The organism is Kaistella sp. (assembly GCF_032060305.1).
GTDB lineage: Bacteria > Bacteroidota > Bacteroidia > Flavobacteriales > Weeksellaceae > Kaistella > Kaistella yananensis.
The window spans coordinates 1-20,219 of the sequence record NZ_DAMBHK010000041.1 but is presented as its reverse complement, the minus strand read 5'-3'; the positions used below and the strand labels follow the sequence as shown (position 1 = coordinate 20,219).

Here is a 20,219-nt window from a genome sequence, read left to right as displayed (position 1 = left end):
AAATTCGCAAAGACTGCAGCATTTTTTCCGGTGGACAGTCATTTGTTGAAAGAGCAGTGGTTTCTGCCGTGGCGAAATGCTGTACAGCGCCTAAAGCGGCTTTTGTAACATTATATACAAATACAGGATCCATATTCACATAGGTGTCACCTGCGGAATGAGGTTTATTACTTTCATTAAATTCGTAAAATCCTGTAATTACTTCTCCGTTAGATTGAAACGGCATATAATCTGAGCCGTATGCGTAAGATAAATTTGTTTGCAGTGGTGAATATAGTGCGACACAATTCATCAGTTGCTGTGTAATAGTGCTAGATGCTGAATTATTTGTAGAAGGTGAATTATTGGTGTCGCGTTCGCAGGTTATCGTATTGTTCACCTCGCCAGCAACGCCGCCAACTTGATCAATGTTGAATACTACTTTAATATCCATTTTAGGATTGGTGCTGTTTACAACGGTATTTACGTAATTCTGACTCCCACGAAATCCCTGTTCTTCACCTGTGAAATTGATAAATTTAATGGAATATTCGGTGGGAATATCTTTCAGGATTCTGGCGATTTCAAGAATTACCGAAGTCCCGCTGCCGTTGTCGTTTACGCCAGGACCCGCGATGGTATCATAATGACCGCACACAATAACATAAGTGTTTGGATATTTAGTTCCTGTCTTGGTAAGAATAAGATTTTTTGTCGTATTCCCGTTATAAGTAAACGCGTTTTCTGAAATCTGAGTGCTGGTGTAACCAAAACCAAGATATTTATTTTTCAGCCAGTTAAATGTATTGTTGTTGTTAATACTTCCAGTGGTCTTCACTCCAAAACCAGCAAACTCGGTAAGATAAGTATTGATGTTGGTTTGTGTAATTTGCTCAACCCTGTTTTGATAAGCCTGTATAAATGTTTGGGCTGAAGAGAATATAGAAATGTAAAGGGCGGAAACGATAAAAAGTTTTTTCATTTTTTATTAGCAATTCATCAAAAATAATAAAAAAATCTCATACAAATTTGTATGAGATTTAATATTGATAACAAAAAATTTTACATTTATTTAATTTGATCTACAACTGCTTTGAAAGCTTCAGGATGATTCATTGCTAAATCTGCTAAAACTTTTCTGTTCAGTTCGATATTGTTGCTTTTCAGAGCGCCCATAAATTGGGAGTAAGACATTCCGTGTTCTCTTGCACCAGCGTTGATACGCGTGATCCAAAGGCTTCTGAAATTTCTTTTCTTCTCTTTTCTGCCGCGGTAAGCATATTGCATTGCTTTTTCTACGGCGTTTTTAGCTACAGTCCAAACATTTTTTCTTCTACCGAAAAAACCTTTAGCCTGCTTCATTACTTTTTTTCTGCGAGCTCTGGAAGCTACTGCATTTACTGATCTTGGCATAATTTAAATTGTTTTTTTTGAAAAGGGCGGTAATTTATTTCATTACACTTTTTTGCTCCGTTTCAGGGTTAAAATTTCTGAATTTTTTGAATTCTTATAAACCGGTTGATTTATAAAAAACTACTTAATGGCTAATTGACGTAAAACGCTTTTCTCATCCACAGTAGCAACGTAAGAAGTTTGCGTAAGATTTCTCTTCTGCTTCGTTTCTTTTTTCGTCAAGATGTGGCTTTTGAAAGCATTTTTTCTTTTAATCTTCCCGGTTCCGGTAAGCTTAAAACGCTTCTTAGCACCTGATTTAGTTTTTAATTTTGGCATTTTGCTTAATTTTATCTGTTTGTTATCAATATCTTTTATGAGTTTAAATTTAAATGAATTAAATTTAAAATTCTGTAATTCCTATTTTGCCGGTTTCTTCGGGCTCATCATCATAATCATTCTCTTACCTTCCAGTTTTGGCAGCTGATCAACTTTTCCAACATGTTCCAGTTCCTGCGCCAACTTTAGAAGAAGTATTTCTCCCTGGTCTTTAAAGATAATCGAACGGCCTTTGAAGAAAACATAGGTTTTAAGTTTTGAACCTTCTTCGAGAAACTTTTCAGCATGTTTTTTCTTGAATTCGTAGTCGTGCTCATCAGTCTGTGGGCCAAATCTGATTTCTTTTACAACTACTTTTACCTGCTTGGCTTTAAGTTCTTTGGTTTTCTTTTTCTGTTCGTAAAGGAATTTTTTATAATCCAGAATTCTGGTAATATAAGGCTCCGCTTTATCAGAAATTACAACCAAATCCAGTTCCTGGTCTTTTGCTATTTCTAATGCTTTTGCTAAGGGATAAACTCCCGGCTCTACGTTATCACCGACCAAACGTACTTCTTTTGCACGGATTTTTTCATTAATCTGGTGCAAATCTTCCTGTACACGGCGCTGTGGGCCTCTACCTCGGTAATTGAATTTCTGTGCTATGGTATTAAATTTTAAAGTTAATTTTAAATTTTTGATTCTTTTTTAAAGTAAGAAATAAAGTCTTCGATGCTCATTGCGCCCAAATCTCCTTCGCCTCTTCTTCTTACAGAAATTGTGTTGTTAAGTTCCTCATTCTCACCTACAATAAGCATGAAAGGGAGTTTTTTCAACTCTGCATCACGGATTTTTTTACCCGTTTTCTCATTTCTGTCGTCAATCAAGCCGCAAATATCGTGATTTTCCAGCAATTGTGAAACTTTTTTTGCATAATCCACATATTTTTCACTGATCGGTAAAATGGTAAACTGATCCGGAGCGAGCCAAAGTGGGAAATCTCCTGCTGTATTTTCGAGCAAAATAGCGATAAACCTTTCCATAGAACCGAATGGCGCACGGTGAATCATCACGGGTCTGTGTTTTTCGTTGTCGCTTCCCGTGTACCAAAGATCGAATCTTTCAGGTAAATTATAATCTACCTGAATGGTTCCCAACTGCCAGCTTCTCCCCAGCGCATCTTTCACCATGAAATCCAGTTTAGGACCGTAGAACGCGGCTTCACCATATTCTACTTTTGTTTTCAGGCCTTTTTTCTCAGCTGCCTGGATAATGGCGTCTTCCGCTTTTTTCCAATTTTCATCGGAGCCGATATATTTTTCTTTGTTATCGGGATCTCTTAAAGAAATTTGAGTAACGAAATCTTCAAATCCTAATGATTTGAAAACGTAAAGTGTAAGATCGATTACGTTTTCAAATTCTGCCAAAAGCTGGTCTGGTGTACAGAATAAATGCGCATCATCCTGGGTAAATCCACGAACTCTTGTTAAACCATGAAGTTCACCGGATTGCTCGTATCGGTAAACAGTCCCGAATTCTGCAAAACGTTTCGGCAAATCTTTATAAGACCATTGCCCAACTTTATAGATTTCGCAATGATGTGGGCAGTTCATTGGTTTTAGCATAAATTCTTCACCTTCGTTAGGCGTTTTTATAGGCTGAAAGCTATCTGCACCATATTTGTCCCAATGTCCGGAAGTTACATATAATTCTTTCGCACCGATATGCGGAGTCATTACAAATTCGTATCCGGATTTTTTCTGTGCTTCAGATAAAAAGTTTTCGAGTTTTTTTCTTAGCGCGGTTCCTTTCGGTAACCAAAGCGGAAGACCGGCGCCTACTTTTTCAGAAAAAGCATAAATTCCCAGTTCTTTACCCAATTTACGGTGGTCGCGGCGTTTTGCTTCCTCAAGTCTTTCCAAATATTCGGTGAGTTCTTTCTGTTTAGGGAAAGAGATACCATAAACTCGTGTAAGCTGTTTGTTTTTTTCGTCACCGCGCCAGTAGGCTCCTGCAGCGTTAAGGATTTTAACAGCCTTCACAATTCCGGTTGAGGGAATGTGGCCGCCACGGCATAAATCTGTAAAATTATCGTGGGAGCAGAACGTAATTTCACCGTCGTTAAGGTTAGAAATTAGTTCTGTTTTGTATGGATTGTCTGCGTATTCTTTCAAAGCATCAGCTTTGGAAACCAGATATAATTTGAAGGTTGCGTCTTTTTTCGCGTTTTCAAGCATTTTCTTTTCGATTTTCTCGAAGTCTTTTTCAGAAAGACTTTCGTCACCGAAATCTACGTCATAATAAAATCCGCTGTCGATTGCCGGACCAATGGTTAATTTTGCATCAGGATAAAATTCCATAATTGCCTGCGCCAACAAGTGAGCAGAGGAGTGCCAGAAGGCTTTTTTACCCATTTCATCGTTCCACGTAAGAAGCTGAATCGTAGAATCGGTGGTGATTGGCGTGTTGATTTCAACCTGTGTTCCGTTTACAATTGCAGAAATGGTGTTTCTGGCCAGGCCTTCGCTTATCGATTTTGCTACCTCCAGTGCGCTTACGGCACTTTCAAATTCTTTGATGCTTCCGTCGGGAAGAGTAATTTTTACCATTGTGAACTATGAGTTTAATTTGCAAAAGTACGGATTTTCTGTGAATTTTTATTTTATACTTTTCAAGAAATTTGTATGTTTTAAAGTGAATTTGCTTGAATTTTTCAGGAGGGAAAGAGAAAGAGTTTTAGATCCGATTGAAATGGAAATCCTTTTTTGCGTCACCAGAAAAGTTTGAAAGGGAAATAAGGTCTTTTTTTCGGAAATATAAATTGTTGGTACTTATAAAAAGAAAAGTCCGGCTTCAGAATAACTGAAACCGGACGGGTAAAATTATGAAACTTGGTTTAGAAGGTATCCCGGCTACCCAGGGAATCCATTTCGTTCGTCATTCCACGGTTTCTTAAGTTGTAAGTTCGGTAATCATCAGTTAAATAAAGGTTGTTTTTTGCTTTGCTGATGATTCTGGCGCGTTCATCGGAAGTTAAATTGTTGTCTGGTGAACTAAATTCTTCGGTTGTATATCGGTCTTTAGTAAAATCATTTACATCCAACGCGCCCTCTTCGTTTAAAATTTCCCGGGCTCTTTCTGCGCGGTCTGCATCATCGGTATATACGGTTACCAGATTGCTTTTAGTAGCTGCATAGCTGTATTTGTTTTTGCTGGAATCATCGTCTCCGAAAAGCCAGTCCCAAAATCCCGTTGTTTTTTCATCTTCTTCATAATCGTACCCAAATTCCGGATCGTAATCTCCGGTAGTGGAGTAGCGCGAAACTTTGTAATCTTCTTTTTCGAAACCTGCATTATCGAGTTTATGCGATGCTTTATCGGCTGCTTCAGTGGTTGGGAACATTCCCACGATAGTATAAGACATAATGTTTAATTTTTTAGTATTAATATTTGTGATCTGTACAGGACGAATCAAAAATTATGACAGAATTGTTTAATTAAAATAACTTTAAATTTAATTAACATAATATCCGGAATATTGATTTGTGTTTAACATTAATTAACGCTCACTATTTTGCATTAAAAAAGCGAAAAATTAATTTTCGCTTTGGTCTGTGTTGTCGGTTTTGCCGTCTTTGTGAAGTATTGATGTTTCCTTAATTTCTTTTTCGGCAGTTTCTCCGGATTTGATTTTTTCTGAAGATGCCGGAATATTGGGTAAATCCTGATTTTGTTTCTTAATTTCGGCCTTATTTGTTTTGGGGTCGTTCTTTTCTTTGTCCATGATTTTTGGTTTTTAAAATTTCGAAGTATCAATGAGACCTGTTTGGTCTTCAATTGTATAGTTCAAAGCCTTTGCCAAAACAAAAATATTATCCAAATTTTCTAAAAGCTGTTTGCGGCCTTCATCGCGAAGCCGGTTCTGGTTAACCGTTTTATATGCATTGTCTTTTGCAGATTTGGTGATTTTCTGAAGGTCTTTTTCATTAAAACGATCAATAAAAGAATCATCCATCGACTGTATTTCGACGCTGGGAATAATTCTTATTTCTGCGTTCGGAAGTTCTTTTATGATCAGCTTTTTATTCACAGAATCAACTTCGAGTTTCATTTTATTTAAATCGTAAGAAACCTGAGCATTTGTTTTGGTGAAGGTAATGAGCTCTTTTTCGATGTCCGGCAGCATTCCGCCAAAAAGTTCGGAAGTGATTTTGGTTTTCTGCATGCTTGAGAAATCCTGTTCCATCACCACCATTTTGTTCATTTTGCGAATTTGGTTGGTGATGATGTAGAAATCGTTCTGAACTTTATCCTCTGGTTTTTTTGTCAGCGCATTCCATAGTAAAACAATGAACAGCACCAGCGCGGCTCCCAGGATAAACGGCAGTATTTTAGAGTTTGTTTTCAATTATTTCAGTAAATCTTTAAATGAAGTGTTGTCTTTGCGCACGATTTCGAGTAAATCTCTTTCCAGATAACCCGACGTAGGATATTCGATAATTCTGCCAATTTCTTTGCCATACTTCTGTACAATAATTGTTGGTACGCGCTGTATATTATAAACGCCTTCTTCGCCGCCGGGAGCCTCCTTTTTACGGTTTACCGCTATAATGGTGAGTTTTTGCTCGGGGAAATTCACGTTTTCCAGGATTTTCATCAGTCTCGGAACTTCGCGGTGGCTATCTTCGCACCAGGTGCCCAACACAACGATGATGTTGTAAGAACTTAATTTTTCTTTTTTAAGTTCTGCTACAGCTTTCTGATCGATTGTGTATTGATCGTGCTCTTTCGAATACCAGTCGCTGTAAGGTAATTTCAGGAGCTGGTCTTTAGTCTGAATTCCCAACAGCATTTTACCGTCGTTGGTAGTTTCAACTTCCCGATTAACCACCACTTTTTGAGCGTTACAGGATTGAAGCGAAAAAAACAAGATAGCGGATAGAAGTATAGATTTGGTTAATTTATTCATATTTTATTTTTAATTCTTCTCTAAAATGGTTTCGAGGTCGGCAGGGGAATAATATTTGTTTTTCAGAACTTTGTAATCGCTTTTGCGGTGAACATTAATTTTGTTGCCGGAAATTTCAGCAAAAGCTTCCTCACCTTTTTCCTGATAGAATGCGATGGTTTCATCGGCTTCCTGCTGGTTTGCACAAGCCTTCGACATATTCGACCGCTGAACTTCGTTAAAAAGTTCTACAAATTTTTCGCCCAAACCAAATTCCAGCACCGCACCACTTAAAACATACTGCAGATCACAAAGTGCGTCAGCAACTTCTACAATGTTATTGTCTGCGATTGCATCTTTTAATTCATTTAATTCTTCCTGTAGTAAAGAAATTCTTAATTCACATCTTTCTTTGGATGGGATTTGCGGGGTATCTAAAATGGGCGCATTAAAGGTTTTGTGAAATTCTGCAACTTGGTTTAGTGCATCAATTTTATCCATTTACTGTTTAATTTTAACAAATATAAAAATTATAATGTCAAAACCCTGAAAGTTCAAGTCTTATTAAGATAAAAAAAGCATCCATATCGGATGCTTTATCTTTGAATATTGTTGAATTTATTTCGAAATTTCTCTGCCTATTACAAGACGCTGAATTTCGGAAGTTCCTTCGCCAATAGTACATAATTTTGAATCTCTGTAGAATTTTTCTACCGGAAAATCTTTCGTATAGCCATATCCGCCGAAAACCTGAACTGCATTATTCGCAATTCTAACACAAGCTTCCGAAGCGTAAAGTTTGGCCATAGCGCCTTCTTTGGTCATGGGTTGCTTGGCATTTTTTAAATTAGAAGCACGCTGAATGAGTAATTCTGCAGCATCAATTTCCGTTGCCATATCTGCAAGCATGAAGTTAATCGCCTGAAACTGGTTAATTGCTTTTCCAAACTGGTGTCTTTCCAAAGAATATTTCAAAGCGGCTTTGTAAGCGCCACGAGCAATACCTAAGCTTAATGCTGCGATCGAGATTCTTCCGCCATCAAGGATTTTCATTGCCTGTTTGAATCCAGATCCAACTTCACCTAATCTGTTGGCATCGGGAACTCTTACGTTGTCGAAAATTAATTCTGCGGTCTCGGAGGCGCGCATTCCTAATTTGTTTTCTTTTTTTCCAGAACTGAAACCTGGCATTCCTTTTTCCAAAACGAAAGCTGTAGAGTTATTTTTTGCTCCTTTTTCGCCGGTTCTGGTCATTACAACAGCAATGTCGCCGGAAATTGCATGGGTAATGAAGTTTTTAGCCCCGTTAAGAATCCACTCGTCACCATCTTTTACCGCTGTAGTGCTCATCCCGCCGGAATCGGATCCTGTATTGTGTTCGGTTAAGCCCCATGCACCGATAACTTTACCAGAAGCAAGTTGTGGGAGCCATTTGTGGCGCTGTTCTTCGTTTCCGAATTCGTAAATGTGATTGGTACACAATGAGTTGTGGGCAGCAACGGATAGTCCGATGGAAGGATCAACCTGTGAAATTTCATCAAGAATGGCCACGTACTCGTGATAACCAAGACCTGAACCACCGTATTCTTCGGGAATTACAATTCCCATAAACCCCATTTCACCCATTTGGTGAAAAAGTTCAACCGGAAAAGTCTGGCTTTCGTCCCAGTCCATAATATTCGGTCGGATATTTTTTTCTGCAAACTCTTTGGCAGTTTCAGCAATCATATTAATGTTGTGTAAAGTGTCACTGTTCATAGATAGTATTTGCTTTCAAAGATAATTAAATTGGTGAAGCCTGAAAATATTTTTTTAAAATTAGGTTTAATTCCTGATTTTGCGAAAGTTAAATGCGTAATTTTGCAATCTTTAAAATGATATCAATGAAAAGAATTCTACTTCTGTGCTTTCTATTGCCAGCTTTGGTTTTTTCACAAATTCCTGCGGGTTATTATGACGGAACATCATCTTTAACCGGATATGCGCTTAAAACAAAACTTCACGAGATTATCTCCTCTAAAAATATTAACTGGCATTATGGAGATTTGACTGAATTTTACAATAAAACGGATTTAGATAAATATTACGATCATGATGCAAGTAATACTACCATCCTGCTGGATATTTATTCTGAAATCCCAAACGGTCCGGATTTTTATGAATATACCGTCGCCAATCTTACAGGATCTGCAAATGCAGAAGGGCAGGGTTGGAACAGAGAGCATATGATGCCTCAAAGTACATTCAACAGTAATTATCCGATGTATTCGGATCTGTTTTACGTAATTCCTACGGATGCACGTATTAATCAGCTGAGGAGCAACTATCCTTATGGTATTGCTAAAACTACAACCGCTCCTTTTTATACTTTTACAAACGGATCGCGGATTAGTGCCAACGGAACGCCTGGCTCCGGTTATACCGGACGTGTTTACGAACCCGTTGATGAATTTAAAGGAGATATTGCAAGAAGTTTACTTTATTTTGCGGTGAGATACGAAGGGAAATTAGGTCTTTTCAATTATTATAACGGTACTTCAGCTGCAAACGACCGAAGCCCGCTGGACGGAACCGAAGAAAAAGCTTTTGAAGACTGGTATCTTAACATGCTTCTTCAGTGGCATAATCAGGATCCGGTTTCACAGAGAGAGATCGACAGGAATAATGAGGTTTATGCATTACAGAAAAACCGAAATCCTTTTATCGATTATCCACAATGGGTAAATGCTATCTGGAATCAGACCGCAAATTCTTTAGAACCTGAGGCTCCCACGAACTTAAGTATTACGCAAACAAGTGCTTATTTTGTAAATTTAAGCTGGACGCCAAGTCCCGATGCTGATGTAATCGGATACAAAATCTATCAGAATGATGTGCTGATTGCCTATACTAAAGATACCTCAGTTTCAATTGATCATTTGGAGCCTTCCACCTTTTATAATTTCAAAGTTCAGGCTTATGATAATAGTTACTATCAGTCGATGTACAGCAATACGGTTTCTGCAACAACTTTAGCGACCGATATTTATGCAAAGGATCTGATGATTACAAAATATCTGGAAGGAAGTGAGAATAATAGAGCAATTGAAATAACCAACAAAACCGGGCATCCTGTTAATCTCAATAAATACCGTCTCAGTACTCAGTTTTATAACAACACTGCAGGTAATTATTATTTTCCCGATGCGTATGAACTCGAAGGACTGGTACAGCACAACGAAACATTTGTTGTGCTCAATCCATATTCCAATTTCAGCTGTATTACCAATGATGAGGCGAGATTTGTAACGGCTGCGCCTCAGCTCACTTTTTCGGGGAGCCAATATCTTGAACTTCGTTATGCTTCGACAACGGTAGATGCGGTAGGAATTAAAGACATGAGTAATTCATCAGTTTTGGGTGATGTTTCGCTGTACAGACTGAGTTCTGTAACGCAACCGTCAAATACATTTACCCTTTCGGAGTGGGAAGCATTTCCTGCTGATTATTGCGAGAATCTGGGCGTTTTGGCCACCTCTGATGTTGGGTTTTATTCTGAAAATAACTGGTCTATTTATCCGAATCCTGTCGTTGGAAACAGCCTGTATGTAGAAGGGAAACAACTGGAGAACGTGCAAGAAATTTCTGTTTTTGATCTTTCGGGAAAATTGGTGCAGCAAGAAAGTCGGCCGTTTAAAAACAAAAATTCGGTAAATGTTCAAAATCTGAAGCCGGGAGTTTATATTCTGAATATCGATCATAAATCACTGAAGTTTATCAAAAAATAAATCTTCGCAGTCATTAAAATCTCCTCAAAAAATTTATTTGAGGAGATTTTTTATTACCCTATAATTAAACTATTTCAAATATAATTTCATTTTTGCTTCGTATTCCGGTTTTACTTTAATCAGCTTCCATATTTTTCTGTCTTCAGGATTTGTAATCCGGTGATAAATAATTTTATCGGCCGAATATTTAAAGTAAGGATGTGTTTTCAGCCAATCTTCAGGAGCGTCAGCGAGCGTATATTTTGCGACTTTCGAATCATCAAGATAAGCAGTGGAAATTAATTTCTGCGCTAGATTTTTATCGATGTCGTAGGTGTCAATAATTTGCTGTCGGTTGACAAACCCACCAAGTTTTTTGCGGTAACTGAGCATCATGGCGGCACTTTTTTCGTCAAAACCAAATTCTATAAGTTGTTTGTAGCTGATTTGGTTGATGTCAACTTTTGAAAAATCTGTTTTGGATTCAGATTCATTTGCAGCTTTTGTAACCAACGACTCGCTGAAACTCTTTTTAGGTAAAGTTGTTTTAAAATTTTCGGGATTCAGTAGAATGTAAGATTTCATCTCTTCAAACTTTTCTTCAGAAATTACAAAACAACGTGCAATATCATCCAGAGTTTTAAAACTGCCTTTTAGATTACGGTCTCGGTAATTAATGATGACCTGCGCCTGTTTCTCGGAGAAGCCTAGCTTTTGCCAACCTTCCAGATCAATAAGGTTTGGATCGAAATTCTGGTAAGCGATTTTGGCTTTTTCCGGAGAATTTGATCTGTAATTATTTTTAACTGAAAAATTTTCAGGTGTTTTCTCTGGAAGAAGAAGATAAGGTTCCATTTTTCGGTACTGCTCTTCGCTGATGATGAAGCAGTCTTTGAATTTTTCTTTGCTGATGAAGCTTCCACCGAGATAAGCTTTGTATTTTAATATTGAACTTGCCTGCTTTTCAGTAAAACCCATTTTTACAAAATCATCTGCGGTAAAATGATTTGGATTAAATTTTCCAGGAATCGTGAGCGATTTTTTCTCGTAAGCGCGGTATGGATAACTGCTGCCACCTTTCGATGGGTAATTTGTAAATCTTTGGTAAGAATCAGAAGGTGATTTTTCAGGAAGTAAAATATAAGGTTCGAGCTCTGAATATTTTTCTTCCGATATGGAATAACATTTTTTCAGCTGTTCTTTTGAAGTAAATTCGCCGCCTACAACGTTCTTATATTTTAATATGGTAGCCACTTGTCTTTCAGAGAATCCTAAATTCTTCCAGTCACTTTCCGATAAATCATTGGGATTAAATTCTGAGAGTTCTTTCTTCTCTGTTTTTGTATAATTTACAGTTTCAAGAGAATCAGGTGGCCGCTCATCCGTTTTTGCAGAATTAAAATAAAAAAGACCGCCCAACATGATTGCTCCCGATGTGGCCAGCCCTAAAAAATAATTTTTTGCGGCGGAAATTTGTAGAGGTAAGCGCATGATAATTCATTTTGTGTAAACATAAAACGAATTAAACCAACAAGTTACAGTGAAAACACCTGTTTTATTGCGTTGAAAACACCCTTTTTTATTCCGGTTTGTCTACCAGGGAATCCTTCAGTTTTTGTAACTCAGCTTTTACAAACTCCAGACGGTCGATCATGCTGATGGTTTCTGATATTTTCGAATTGGTAGCGAGTGCGATCCGGGCTCCGTCTAACGTGTATCCTTTTTCTTTAACCAAATGGTAAATAATCTGCAGGTTTTTGAGGTCTTCAGGAGTGAAGTACCGGTTTCCTTTTTTATTTTTCTTAGGTTTAATAATCGGGAATTCCTGTTCCCAATATCTTATTAATGAAGTGTTTACATTAAAAGCCTTGGCTACTTCGCCTATCGAATAATACAGTTTATCGGGTAAATTAAGTTTCATAAAAAAAGGAATGTAGGTTGGTAAAGGTAGAAATTTTTAGGCTTATTTAGTAAGCAACTTCCATTTTTACTTTTTTGCCTTTTAGTTTTTCGGTAGATAATTTTTTCAGCAAATCTTTTACCTTTTTACGGTCAACGGCAACGTAGGAAGTGGTGTCTTTTACTTCAATCAAACCGATATCTTCTTTGCTGAGTTCCCCTTTTTTGATGAGATAGCCTACAATATCTACTTTATTTACTTTGTCTTTTTTTCCAGCGCTGATGTAAATAGTTTGGAAAGGCGTTTTCCCGGGAACACGGTTGCTTTCGGAAACATTTTCTTCCGGGATATTATTTTTTATGAACGGGAAATTCTCATCATCAGTCATAATTAAATAAGCAAAACCTTTGGCGTTCATTCTTGCAGTGCGGCCGTTTCTGTGGATGAACGCATCTTCTTTCGGCGGTAACTGGTAATGAACAATCGATTCAACCTCCGGAACATCCAGTCCGCGGGAGGCCAAATCTGTGGTAATTAAAATCCGTGAAGAATCATTTCTGAATTTCAGAAGTGCACGCTCTCTTTCATCCTGTTCCATTCCGCCGTGGAAGGTTTCGCGCTCAATTCCTTTTTCTCTTAAAAGCTCAGAAATTCGGTCCACGGCATCGCGGTGGTTGCAGAAAACGAGTGTCCTTTTATTTCCGATTTTACAGATTAAATGAAATAAAGTATCTAATTTTTCTTCCGAAGTTGTAATTACCTTTCTCAATTGAATATCCGGTTTGGAATCGTGAATTTTGAGAAAATTAATGGTTTTTTCATCCTTTAAACCAACAAACGACGGAATTTTATCCATCGCAGTTGCCGAGGTTAGAATTCGCTGCGAACAGTTTTCCAAAGCCTGAATTATGTAATTCATATCTTCTTCAAAACCCAGTTCCAGCGCTTTGTCGAACTCATCTAAAATTAAAGTTTTGATTGTTGATGGGTCAAAATTTTCATTTCTTAAATGATAAGCAATTCGTCCCGGAGTTCCTATCAGTAAGGCAGGTGCATCGCGAAAGTTGTTGATTTCTACTTTTTTATCGTGACCTCCGTAACAGATAGAAACTTTGAAATCGGTACCCATTTGTTTAAAAACCTGCTCAATCTGCAGAGCAAGTTCCCGCGCCGGAACCAAAATCATCGCCTGAATTCCGGAAACATCGCTGCGCAGACTTCTAAGCAGCGGAAATAAAAAAGCCAGCGTTTTTCCTGATCCTGTTGGAGAAAGCAGAATGACATCTTTTTCGTTTTCTGAGGCAGTATAGGTAGATTTCTGCATTTGATTCATGTCCTGAATCTGCAGTTTTTGATAGATGGTTTCTAAATTCATTTTGCAAAGGTAAAAGAAAACGCTTGGGTTTGAAAATGAGACCGGTAAGATTTTAAAAATATACTCCCGAATCTTATTGCATTTACCAAATAAATTCTTAATTTTGCACCACTTTTTGTGGGAACATTTGGCTAAGTTAAAACATTAACAATTAACATCTTCCGTATTTTTCATTAACCACATTAAGCCAAAGATTGAAAAATAAGGAATACAAATTATTTTATTATGTCAGAAACGACAGACAAAGCAGAGGTTCTTTTGAACCAAAACGTAGCACCAGAACAGTTTGATTGGGATTCTTTCGAATCAGGATTAGATGCTGATGCAAGAAAAGAGAAAAGTGATTTAGAGGAAATCTATAACGGATCTCTTAACAACCTTCAGGATAACGATGTTCTTGTTGGTAAAGTTGTAAGACTTACTGATAAAGAAGCAATTGTTGATATCAACTTCAAATCTGAAGGAGTTATTTCTCTTAACGAATTTCGTTACAACCAAGGATTAAAAGTTGGTGATGAAGTAGAGGTAATGGTTGACAGAAGAGAAGACAAATCTGGGCAGTTACAGCTTTCTCATAAAAAAGCAAGAACGCTTAAGGCTTGGGACAAAGTTAACGAACTTCACGAAACTGGAGAAATCGTTAATGGTTTCGTAAAATCAAGAACTAAAGGCGGTATGATCGTTGACGTTCATGGTATCGAAGCATTCTTACCAGGTTCTCAAATCGATGTGAAGCCTATTAAAGATTACGATCAGTTCGTAGGTAAAACGATGGAGTTCAAAGTTGTGAAAATCAACCCTGAGTTCAAAAACGTTGTTGTATCTCACAAAGCGCTTATCGAAGCAGATCTTGAAGGTCAGAAGAGAGAAATCATCGGTCAGCTTGAAAAAGGTCAGGTTCTTGAAGGAACTGTTAAGAATATCACTTCTTACGGTGTATTCGTTGATCTTGGAGGGGTTGACGGACTTATCCACATCACAGACCTTTCTTGGTCTAGAGTTAACCATCCATCAGAAATCCTTTCAGACGGTGAAACTGTAAAAGTGGTAATCCTTGATTTCGATGACGAGAAAACAAGAATCCAGTTAGGTATGAAGCAATTAGAAGCTCATCCTTGGGACGCACTTTCTGCTGACTTAAAAGTAGGAGACAGAGTAAAAGGAAAAGTAGTGGTTCTTGCTGATTACGGTGCATTCGTAGAGGTTGCTCCAGGTGTAGAAGGATTAATCCACGTTTCAGAAATGTCTTGGTCTACTCATTTGAGAAGTGCAGGAGATTTCGTAAAAGTAGGTGACGAGGTAGAAGCAGAAGTTTTAACCCTTGACAGAGAAGACAGAAAAATCTCTTTAGGAATGAAGCAGCTTAGCCAGGATCCTTGGTCAAATATCGAAACTAAATATCCAGTAGGTTCTAAGCACGTTGGAACGGTAAGAAACTTTACTAATTTCGGTGTGTTTGTAGAATTGGAAGAAGGTATCGATGGATTAATCTACATCTCTGATCTTTCTTGGACTAAGAAAATCAAACACCCATCAGAATTCTGTGCAGTTGGTGATAAATTAGATGTAGTTGTTCTTGAGCTTGATACAGCGGCAAGAAGACTTTCTTTAGGTCACAAACAACTTCTTGAAAATCCTTGGGATAAATTCGAAACTAAATATGCTGAAGGTACTGTACACGCAGGAAAAGCTACTGAAGTTTTCGATAAAGGAGCACAGGTACAGTTCGAAGATGCTGAAGTTGAAGCTTTCTGCCCATCAAGATTATTAGAAAAAGAAGACGGTTCTAAAATCAAGAAAGGTGAAGAAGCACAGTTCAAAGTGATCGAATTCAACAAAGAATTCAAGAGAGTAGTAGTATCTCACACAGGAATCTTCAGAGACGAAGAAAAGAAAAACGTGAGAGAATCTTCTTCATCTAACAAGCCAATGAGTTCTTCAGGTAGCGAAGAAAAATCAACTCTAGGTGATTTAGATGTATTAGCAGAATTGAAAAAGAAAATGGAAGGTGGTAATTAATCCCTTCTAGATCTTAATAAAATGACGCCTCCATAACCGGAGGCGTTTTTTTGTGAAAAAAAACTAAAACATGTTGATATTTTTTATATTTTCGAACCCAATTAATCAAAATATATGAAAAATAGAAATTTACCTTTTAAAATTGCTGCGGTATTTTTGATGTTTTCTTTCGGAAATGTGGGCGCACAGGACTTTAAGTCTATCATTCAGAATCATCTTTCAGCAAAGAATACATTTTTGAAAGCCGATCTTAAGAATTTCGAAATCATCAATGAGGATTTTTCTAAATCCATGAATTCGGATGTGGTTAAAATCCAGCAGTCTTATAACGGAATCCCTGTTTACAATGCAGTGGGTACCGCTTTGATTAAAGATCAGAAAATTAATTTTTTTAATGACAGTTTTGCAAAAAACTATTCAAAAGCAATGCAGCCCTCTGAAGCTGCAAACAATAAATCAGTTTTCGATAATGTCGCGCAGGCGTTGGGGTTAAAAAATAAAGCAGATTATCAGATTATTGGAATCCATGATGCCGATCTAGACGCACCTTTCGTCAAAAGCCGTCTAATCTATTTTCAGACAGAAAACAATGATTTAAGGCTATGCCACGAATATATTTTTGAAGAAAACGGTACTTCAAATTATTGGGATGTTCTTGCCGATGCTAAAACAGGTGAGATTTTGAGCAAAGTGAACCTTACGCTTTCCTGTACCTTTAATCATGATGCTTATCATCATGATTATACCGCACATCTTCCGGAAGGTTTCAGCAGTGATTTCAGTGATTCCTTAAAACCAGCAACGGCATTAGCGCCTTTAAATGCAAGTTATAGAGTGTTTGCTCTGCCAATCGAGAGTCCTGGTCATGGCGACAGAACGCTGGAAGTAAATCCCTGGTTTGCAGATGCATCCACAGAAGGTTGGCATACCATTCCCGGAGGCACTTACACTGGAACTTTCACTACAACAAGAGGAAACAATGTAATGGCTTATGAGGATAAGGCAAATACCAATGCACCGGGAGCTTATGCCGAAGGTGGAGTCAACCGTGTGTTCGATTTTCCATTTATCGTAAATAATACACCTGCGAATTTAAATGCTTCAACCACCAATCTGTTTTATGTTAACAACAAGATTCACGATATTTTTTACCGTTTAGGATTTACCGAAACTGCAAGAAATTTCCAGGCGTGGAATTTTGGTAAAGGTGGTGGCCAGAACGATTACGTGCAGGCTGAATCACAAGATGGCGGCGGTACAGATAATGCAAATTTTTCAACACCTATCGATGGATCAAGACCTAGAATGCAGATGTATTTATGGAATCCTTCGGTTTTGGAGCGGGTGTTCTACAACGCTCCTGCAGAAGCGGTGGGAAGAGTGGTTCAGAATTACATTTCTACCACTTTTGGACCTGCACTTACACCTACAGGCATTACAGCAGATGTGAAACTTGCTCCCGTGCTTGATGCCTGTACTGCTTTGCCAGCTGGTTCGCTTACCGGAATGATCGGTTTAATCGAAAGAGGGTCATGTGATTTTGTGGTTAAAGTGAAAAATGCACAGAATGCCGGTGCGCTCGCTGCAATTATTTACAGTTTACCAACCTCTACGCCAACCTCTGGAATGGCGGGAGTTGATGCTACGATTACAATTCCGGCGGTATTGGTAGAGAACTCCGAAGGTGTATATATGAAAAATTTACTGGCAACAAAAACAGTGAATATTACATTGAAATACGATCCGGCAACACAAAAAATCAGAGACGGAAGTTTTGATAACGGAATTGTAATTCACGAATATGGTCACGGAATTTCTAACAGAAATACAGGAAGCGGTTATTCATGTCTGTCCTCGTCCAACTCAAAAGAACAAATGGGTGAAGGCTGGTCGGATTTCTTTGCCTTGATGCTTACTAACAGGCCTGGTGATAACGCTTCAGTTCCAAGAGGAATCGGTACTTATGCAATTACGGAAGATATCACAGGTCTTGGAATCAGACCGGCACAGTACTCACCGGATTTTGGAATTAATAACTATGCTTACGGCGATACGAACGGAATGGAATATACCAATACCAGTGGTCAGTTGGTACCCAATGTTCACTCAATTGGTTTCGTTTGGGCGTCTATGCTATGGGACCTGCACTGGAAGTATGTTGAAAAATACGGTTACTCATCAGATGTAATGGCAAATACAACCAACGGAAGTACTAGAGTGTTGCAGCTTGTGACCGACGCGCTGAAACTTCAGGAATGTAGCCCTACCTTTGTGAGCGGCAGAAATGCAATTTTGGCAGCAGAACAAGCAACTACTGGCGGTCAGGACAAATGTATGATTTGGGACGTTTTTGCAAGAAGAGGTCTGGGTGCAAATGCATCTGCAGGATCAAAAACAAATATTAACGATCAGGTTGAAAGTTTTGATGTGCCTGCAGAATGTGTACTGGCAACTAGTGATGTGAATGCAGGTAAAGCCTTAAGCATCTATCCTAATCCGGCGAAGAACGAATTCTTCCTGAAGTCTGGTAAAAATATCTTAGGAAAAGTAAATGTTGAGATTTTTGATGCAACAGGAAAATTAGTTTCCAGCCAGAAGATTTCAGGTGCTGATCCGGTAAATACTCAATCGCTCGTAAACGGAGTTTATGTGGTGAAAGTAACAGGTTTAGGAGTGAATTATTCATCTAAACTGATGATCAAGAAATAATTAATAATTATATTTTTCAGCCGCTCTGCAATTTTTGTGGAGCGGTTTTTTTCACGAAGGTTTTAATTATTAATTGCGTTTTCTTCAAAGCTGTAAAGGCAGGATTAAAAAAACGCACTAAAAAACCCATCAAATAAAATGTGATGGGTTTTTTTATGGTTGTTGTCTGAATTACTTTTTGTAAGCAGCGTCTTTAATTCTCGCTTTTTTACCTCTAAGGTTTCTGAAATAGTAGATTCTCGCTCTTTTCACTTTACCTCTTCTGTCAACCTCAATTTTCTGAAGTGCTGGTAAATTGATAGGGAAAACTCTTTCTACACCTACATCACCACTCATTTTTCTGATGGTAAATGTTTTGGTAAGACCGGTTCCTCTCAACTGAATTACAGTTCCTTTAAAGAACTGAGTTCTCGTTTTAGCGCCTTCTTTAATTTCGTAATACACAGTGATGGTGTCACCGGCTTTGAATTCTGGGAATTCTTTTTTAGCAATGTACTTGTCTTGTACGTACTTTAATAAATCCATTTTTATAATAAAAATTTTTTGTCAAGCTAAGCAACATTCACGTCCTTCGTCAGAGGTTGATTAACAGGTTGCAAAAATAAGATAATTTTTTCTGTCTGCCAATACTTTAAAAGATATTTTTTAAAAATTTGCAATTCAATAATGATTTTAAAATATTTAAAAAAAAGCTTTTGCAAATTTACAAAAAACGCAAATAGAATTTTATTAAAAAAAATTGTAATTTCAAGCCACAAAATTTCAATATAATAATGATCGATAAAAGAGTAAAAAATGCCAAAGAAGCCATCCAGGGAATTACTGATGGAATGACTGTGATTGTAGGCGGTTTCGGATTATCCGGAATTCCCGAGAATTCAATCGCCGAGCTGGTTGCAAGTAATATTTCCGCACTTACCTGTATTTCCAATAATGCGGGAGTGGATGATTTTGGACTTGGTTTGCTTCTTCAAAAAAAACAGATTAAAAAAATGATCGCATCCTACGTTGGAGAAAACGCAGAGTTCGAAAGACAGATGCTTTCCGGTGAACTGGAGGTGGAACTCACACCACAGGGAACTTTAGCGGAAAAATGTCGCGCTGCGCAACACGGAATTCCGGCTTTTTATACTCCCGCAGGTTACGGAACTGAAGTTGCGGAAGGTAAGGAAACTAAAGAATTCAACGGTAAAATGCATATTCTGGAGTATGCCTACGAAGCAGATTTTTCTATCGTGAAAGCCTGGAAAGGTGATCACGCAGGAAATTTAATCTTCAGAGGAACTGCACGAAATTTCAATGCGCCAATGGCTGGAGCCGGGAAAATTACTATTGCCGAGGTAGAAGAATTGGTTGAGCCTGGAGAACTTGATCCTAACCAGATTCATATCCCGGGAATTATGGTACAGCGGATTTTCCAGGGCGAAAAATTCGAAAAGAGAATAGAGCAGCGTACAACCAGAAAAAGAGAAGCATAATGTTGACAAAAGAACAAATAGCACAGCGAATTTCAAAGGAAGTTAAAGACCGTTATTATGTAAATCTCGGGATCGGAATTCCCACTTTGGTCGCAAACTACGTTCCACAGGATATTTCTGTGGAATTCCAAAGTGAAAATGGCGTTTTAGGAATGGGGCCTTTTCCTTACGAAGGCGAAGAGGATCCGGATTTAATTAATGCTGGAAAACAAACCATAACAACGCTTCCGGGTGCTTCATTTTTTGATTCTGCTTTCAGTTTCGGGATGATCCGCAGCAAAAAAGTTGATCTCACCATTCTTGGAGCCATGGAAGTTTCAGAAAACGGCGATATCGCCAACTGGAAAATCCCCGG

The 20,219-nt window shown here is 38.1% G+C and carries 20 protein-coding genes; 5 read left to right on the top strand and 15 right to left on the bottom strand.

Going from position 1 to position 20,219, the window contains the following annotated elements; translation table 11 throughout:
• The 11 genes from V5N63_RS07340 to V5N63_RS07290 all read right to left on the bottom strand — a co-directional run.
• The coding region (locus tag V5N63_RS07340; protein WP_332033426.1) for a M28 family metallopeptidase at positions 1–961 on the bottom strand (961 nt) is incomplete at its 3' end.
• Between the two features lie 86 nt (positions 962–1,047).
• Entirely contained in the window at positions 1,048–1,392 is a 345-nt protein-coding gene (rplT, locus tag V5N63_RS07335) for a 50S ribosomal protein L20 (protein ID WP_055042814.1), read from the bottom strand.
• 120 nt (positions 1,393–1,512) lie between these two features.
• Positions 1,513–1,710: a 50S ribosomal protein L35 gene (rpmI, locus tag V5N63_RS07330; protein ID WP_088468848.1), complete on the bottom strand. Its 198-nt coding sequence runs from the start codon at positions 1,708–1,710 to the stop codon at positions 1,513–1,515.
• 81 nt (positions 1,711–1,791) lie between these two features.
• Positions 1,792–2,298 carry a translation initiation factor IF-3 gene (gene infC, locus V5N63_RS07325; RefSeq protein WP_143332927.1) on the bottom strand — a complete coding sequence of 169 codons (507 nt, stop codon included), beginning with the start codon at positions 2,296–2,298 and terminating at the stop codon, positions 1,792–1,794.
• An 80-nt stretch (positions 2,299–2,378) separates the two neighbouring features.
• Positions 2,379–4,298 (bottom strand): threonine--tRNA ligase, encoded by a 1,920-nt coding sequence (gene thrS, locus V5N63_RS07320; RefSeq protein ID WP_332033425.1) that lies wholly within the window; start codon positions 4,296–4,298, stop codon positions 2,379–2,381.
• 287 nt (positions 4,299–4,585) lie between these two features.
• Complete coding sequence (locus V5N63_RS07315; RefSeq protein ID WP_088468851.1) at positions 4,586–5,113, bottom strand: hypothetical protein; 528 nt, start codon at positions 5,111–5,113, stop codon at positions 4,586–4,588.
• Positions 5,114–5,284: 171 nt separating this feature from the next.
• A complete protein-coding gene (locus tag V5N63_RS07310) occupies positions 5,285–5,473 on the bottom strand; it encodes a hypothetical protein (protein ID WP_088468852.1) in 189 nt (62 codons plus the stop codon).
• Between the two features lie 12 nt (positions 5,474–5,485).
• Positions 5,486–6,097 (bottom strand): DUF4230 domain-containing protein, encoded by a 612-nt coding sequence (locus V5N63_RS07305; protein ID WP_332019941.1) that lies wholly within the window; start codon positions 6,095–6,097, stop codon positions 5,486–5,488.
• Positions 6,098–6,658: a TlpA family protein disulfide reductase gene (locus tag V5N63_RS07300; RefSeq protein ID WP_332033424.1), complete on the bottom strand. Its 561-nt coding sequence runs from the start codon at positions 6,656–6,658 to the stop codon at positions 6,098–6,100.
• Positions 6,659–6,667: 9 nt separating this feature from the next.
• Positions 6,668–7,138, bottom strand: coding sequence for a nucleoside triphosphate pyrophosphohydrolase family protein (locus V5N63_RS07295; RefSeq protein WP_332033423.1), 471 nt, complete (start codon positions 7,136–7,138; stop codon positions 6,668–6,670).
• Between the two features lie 117 nt (positions 7,139–7,255).
• Positions 7,256–8,395, bottom strand: coding sequence for an acyl-CoA dehydrogenase family protein (locus V5N63_RS07290; protein WP_088468856.1), 1,140 nt, complete (start codon positions 8,393–8,395; stop codon positions 7,256–7,258).
• 125 nt (positions 8,396–8,520) lie between these two features.
• On the opposite strand from V5N63_RS07290, the gene V5N63_RS07285 reads away from it, so the two are divergent.
• Positions 8,521–10,404, top strand: a complete 1,884-nt coding sequence (locus V5N63_RS07285; RefSeq protein WP_332033422.1) for an endonuclease — start codon at positions 8,521–8,523, stop codon at positions 10,402–10,404.
• A gap of 69 nt (positions 10,405–10,473) precedes the next feature.
• Here V5N63_RS07285 and V5N63_RS07280 read toward each other — a convergent pair whose 3' ends face one another.
• The 3 genes from V5N63_RS07280 to V5N63_RS07270 all read right to left on the bottom strand — a co-directional run bounded on the left by V5N63_RS07280 (position 10,474) and on the right by V5N63_RS07270 (position 13,658).
• Complete coding sequence (locus V5N63_RS07280; RefSeq protein WP_332033421.1) at positions 10,474–11,874, bottom strand: helix-hairpin-helix domain-containing protein; 1,401 nt, start codon at positions 11,872–11,874, stop codon at positions 10,474–10,476.
• An 88-nt stretch (positions 11,875–11,962) separates the two neighbouring features.
• Positions 11,963–12,304 (bottom strand): MerR family transcriptional regulator, encoded by a 342-nt coding sequence (locus tag V5N63_RS07275; RefSeq protein ID WP_265144755.1) that lies wholly within the window; start codon positions 12,302–12,304, stop codon positions 11,963–11,965.
• Positions 12,305–12,350: 46 nt separating this feature from the next.
• Entirely contained in the window at positions 12,351–13,658 is a 1,308-nt protein-coding gene (locus V5N63_RS07270; RefSeq protein WP_332033420.1) for a DEAD/DEAH box helicase, read from the bottom strand.
• 225 nt (positions 13,659–13,883) lie between these two features.
• Between V5N63_RS07270 and rpsA the strand changes: the two genes are divergently transcribed.
• Positions 13,884–15,677: a 30S ribosomal protein S1 gene (gene rpsA, locus V5N63_RS07265; RefSeq protein ID WP_332033419.1), complete on the top strand. Its 1,794-nt coding sequence runs from the start codon at positions 13,884–13,886 to the stop codon at positions 15,675–15,677.
• 114 nt (positions 15,678–15,791) lie between these two features.
• The gene (locus V5N63_RS07260; protein WP_332033418.1) at positions 15,792–18,386 is read left to right on the top strand and encodes a T9SS-dependent M36 family metallopeptidase; all 2,595 of its coding nucleotides are present in this window, start codon (positions 15,792–15,794) and stop codon (positions 18,384–18,386) included.
• A 171-nt stretch (positions 18,387–18,557) separates the two neighbouring features.
• Here V5N63_RS07260 and rplS read toward each other — a convergent pair whose 3' ends face one another.
• The gene (rplS, locus tag V5N63_RS07255) at positions 18,558–18,911 is read right to left on the bottom strand and encodes a 50S ribosomal protein L19 (protein WP_088468863.1); all 354 of its coding nucleotides are present in this window, start codon (positions 18,909–18,911) and stop codon (positions 18,558–18,560) included.
• A 248-nt stretch (positions 18,912–19,159) separates the two neighbouring features.
• On the opposite strand from rplS, the gene V5N63_RS07250 reads away from it, so the two are divergent.
• Together V5N63_RS07250 and V5N63_RS07245 are read left to right on the top strand one after the other, a co-directional pair.
• On the top strand, positions 19,160–19,864 hold the full coding sequence (locus V5N63_RS07250; RefSeq protein ID WP_332033417.1) for a CoA transferase subunit A: 705 nt from the start codon (positions 19,160–19,162) through the stop codon (positions 19,862–19,864).
• The coding region (locus V5N63_RS07245; RefSeq protein WP_332033416.1) for a CoA-transferase at positions 19,864–20,219 on the top strand (356 nt) is incomplete at its 3' end. The genes V5N63_RS07250 and V5N63_RS07245, both read left to right, overlap by 1 nt.

What these genes read in the sequence shown, in the direction of transcription:
- V5N63_RS07300 (WP_332033424.1), bottom strand. Translation starts at nt 6,658, where the DNA reads ATGAATAAATTAACCAAATCTATACTTCTATCCGCTATCTTGTTTTTT.
- rpsA (WP_332033419.1), top strand. Translation starts at nt 13,884, where the DNA reads ATGTCAGAAACGACAGACAAAGCAGAGGTTCTTTTGAACCAAAACGTA.
- V5N63_RS07250 (WP_332033417.1), top strand. Translation starts at nt 19,160, where the DNA reads ATGATCGATAAAAGAGTAAAAAATGCCAAAGAAGCCATCCAGGGAATT.
- V5N63_RS07290 (WP_088468856.1), bottom strand. Translation starts at nt 8,395, where the DNA reads ATGAACAGTGACACTTTACACAACATTAATATGATTGCTGAAACTGCC.
- rplS (WP_088468863.1), bottom strand. Translation starts at nt 18,911, where the DNA reads ATGGATTTATTAAAGTACGTACAAGACAAGTACATTGCTAAAAAAGAA.
- V5N63_RS07315 (WP_088468851.1), bottom strand. Translation starts at nt 5,113, where the DNA reads ATGTCTTATACTATCGTGGGAATGTTCCCAACCACTGAAGCAGCCGAT.
- V5N63_RS07260 (WP_332033418.1), top strand. Translation starts at nt 15,792, where the DNA reads ATGAAAAATAGAAATTTACCTTTTAAAATTGCTGCGGTATTTTTGATG.
- V5N63_RS07270 (WP_332033420.1), bottom strand. Translation starts at nt 13,658, where the DNA reads ATGAATTTAGAAACCATCTATCAAAAACTGCAGATTCAGGACATGAAT.
- V5N63_RS07280 (WP_332033421.1), bottom strand. Translation starts at nt 11,874, where the DNA reads ATGCGCTTACCTCTACAAATTTCCGCCGCAAAAAATTATTTTTTAGGG.
- rplT (WP_055042814.1), bottom strand. Translation starts at nt 1,392, where the DNA reads ATGCCAAGATCAGTAAATGCAGTAGCTTCCAGAGCTCGCAGAAAAAAA.
- V5N63_RS07295 (WP_332033423.1), bottom strand. Translation starts at nt 7,138, where the DNA reads ATGGATAAAATTGATGCACTAAACCAAGTTGCAGAATTTCACAAAACC.
- V5N63_RS07285 (WP_332033422.1), top strand. Translation starts at nt 8,521, where the DNA reads ATGAAAAGAATTCTACTTCTGTGCTTTCTATTGCCAGCTTTGGTTTTT.
- rpmI (WP_088468848.1), bottom strand. Translation starts at nt 1,710, where the DNA reads ATGCCAAAATTAAAAACTAAATCAGGTGCTAAGAAGCGTTTTAAGCTT.
- V5N63_RS07275 (WP_265144755.1), bottom strand. Translation starts at nt 12,304, where the DNA reads ATGAAACTTAATTTACCCGATAAACTGTATTATTCGATAGGCGAAGTA.
- thrS (WP_332033425.1), bottom strand. Translation starts at nt 4,298, where the DNA reads ATGGTAAAAATTACTCTTCCCGACGGAAGCATCAAAGAATTTGAAAGT.
- V5N63_RS07310 (WP_088468852.1), bottom strand. Translation starts at nt 5,473, where the DNA reads ATGGACAAAGAAAAGAACGACCCCAAAACAAATAAGGCCGAAATTAAG.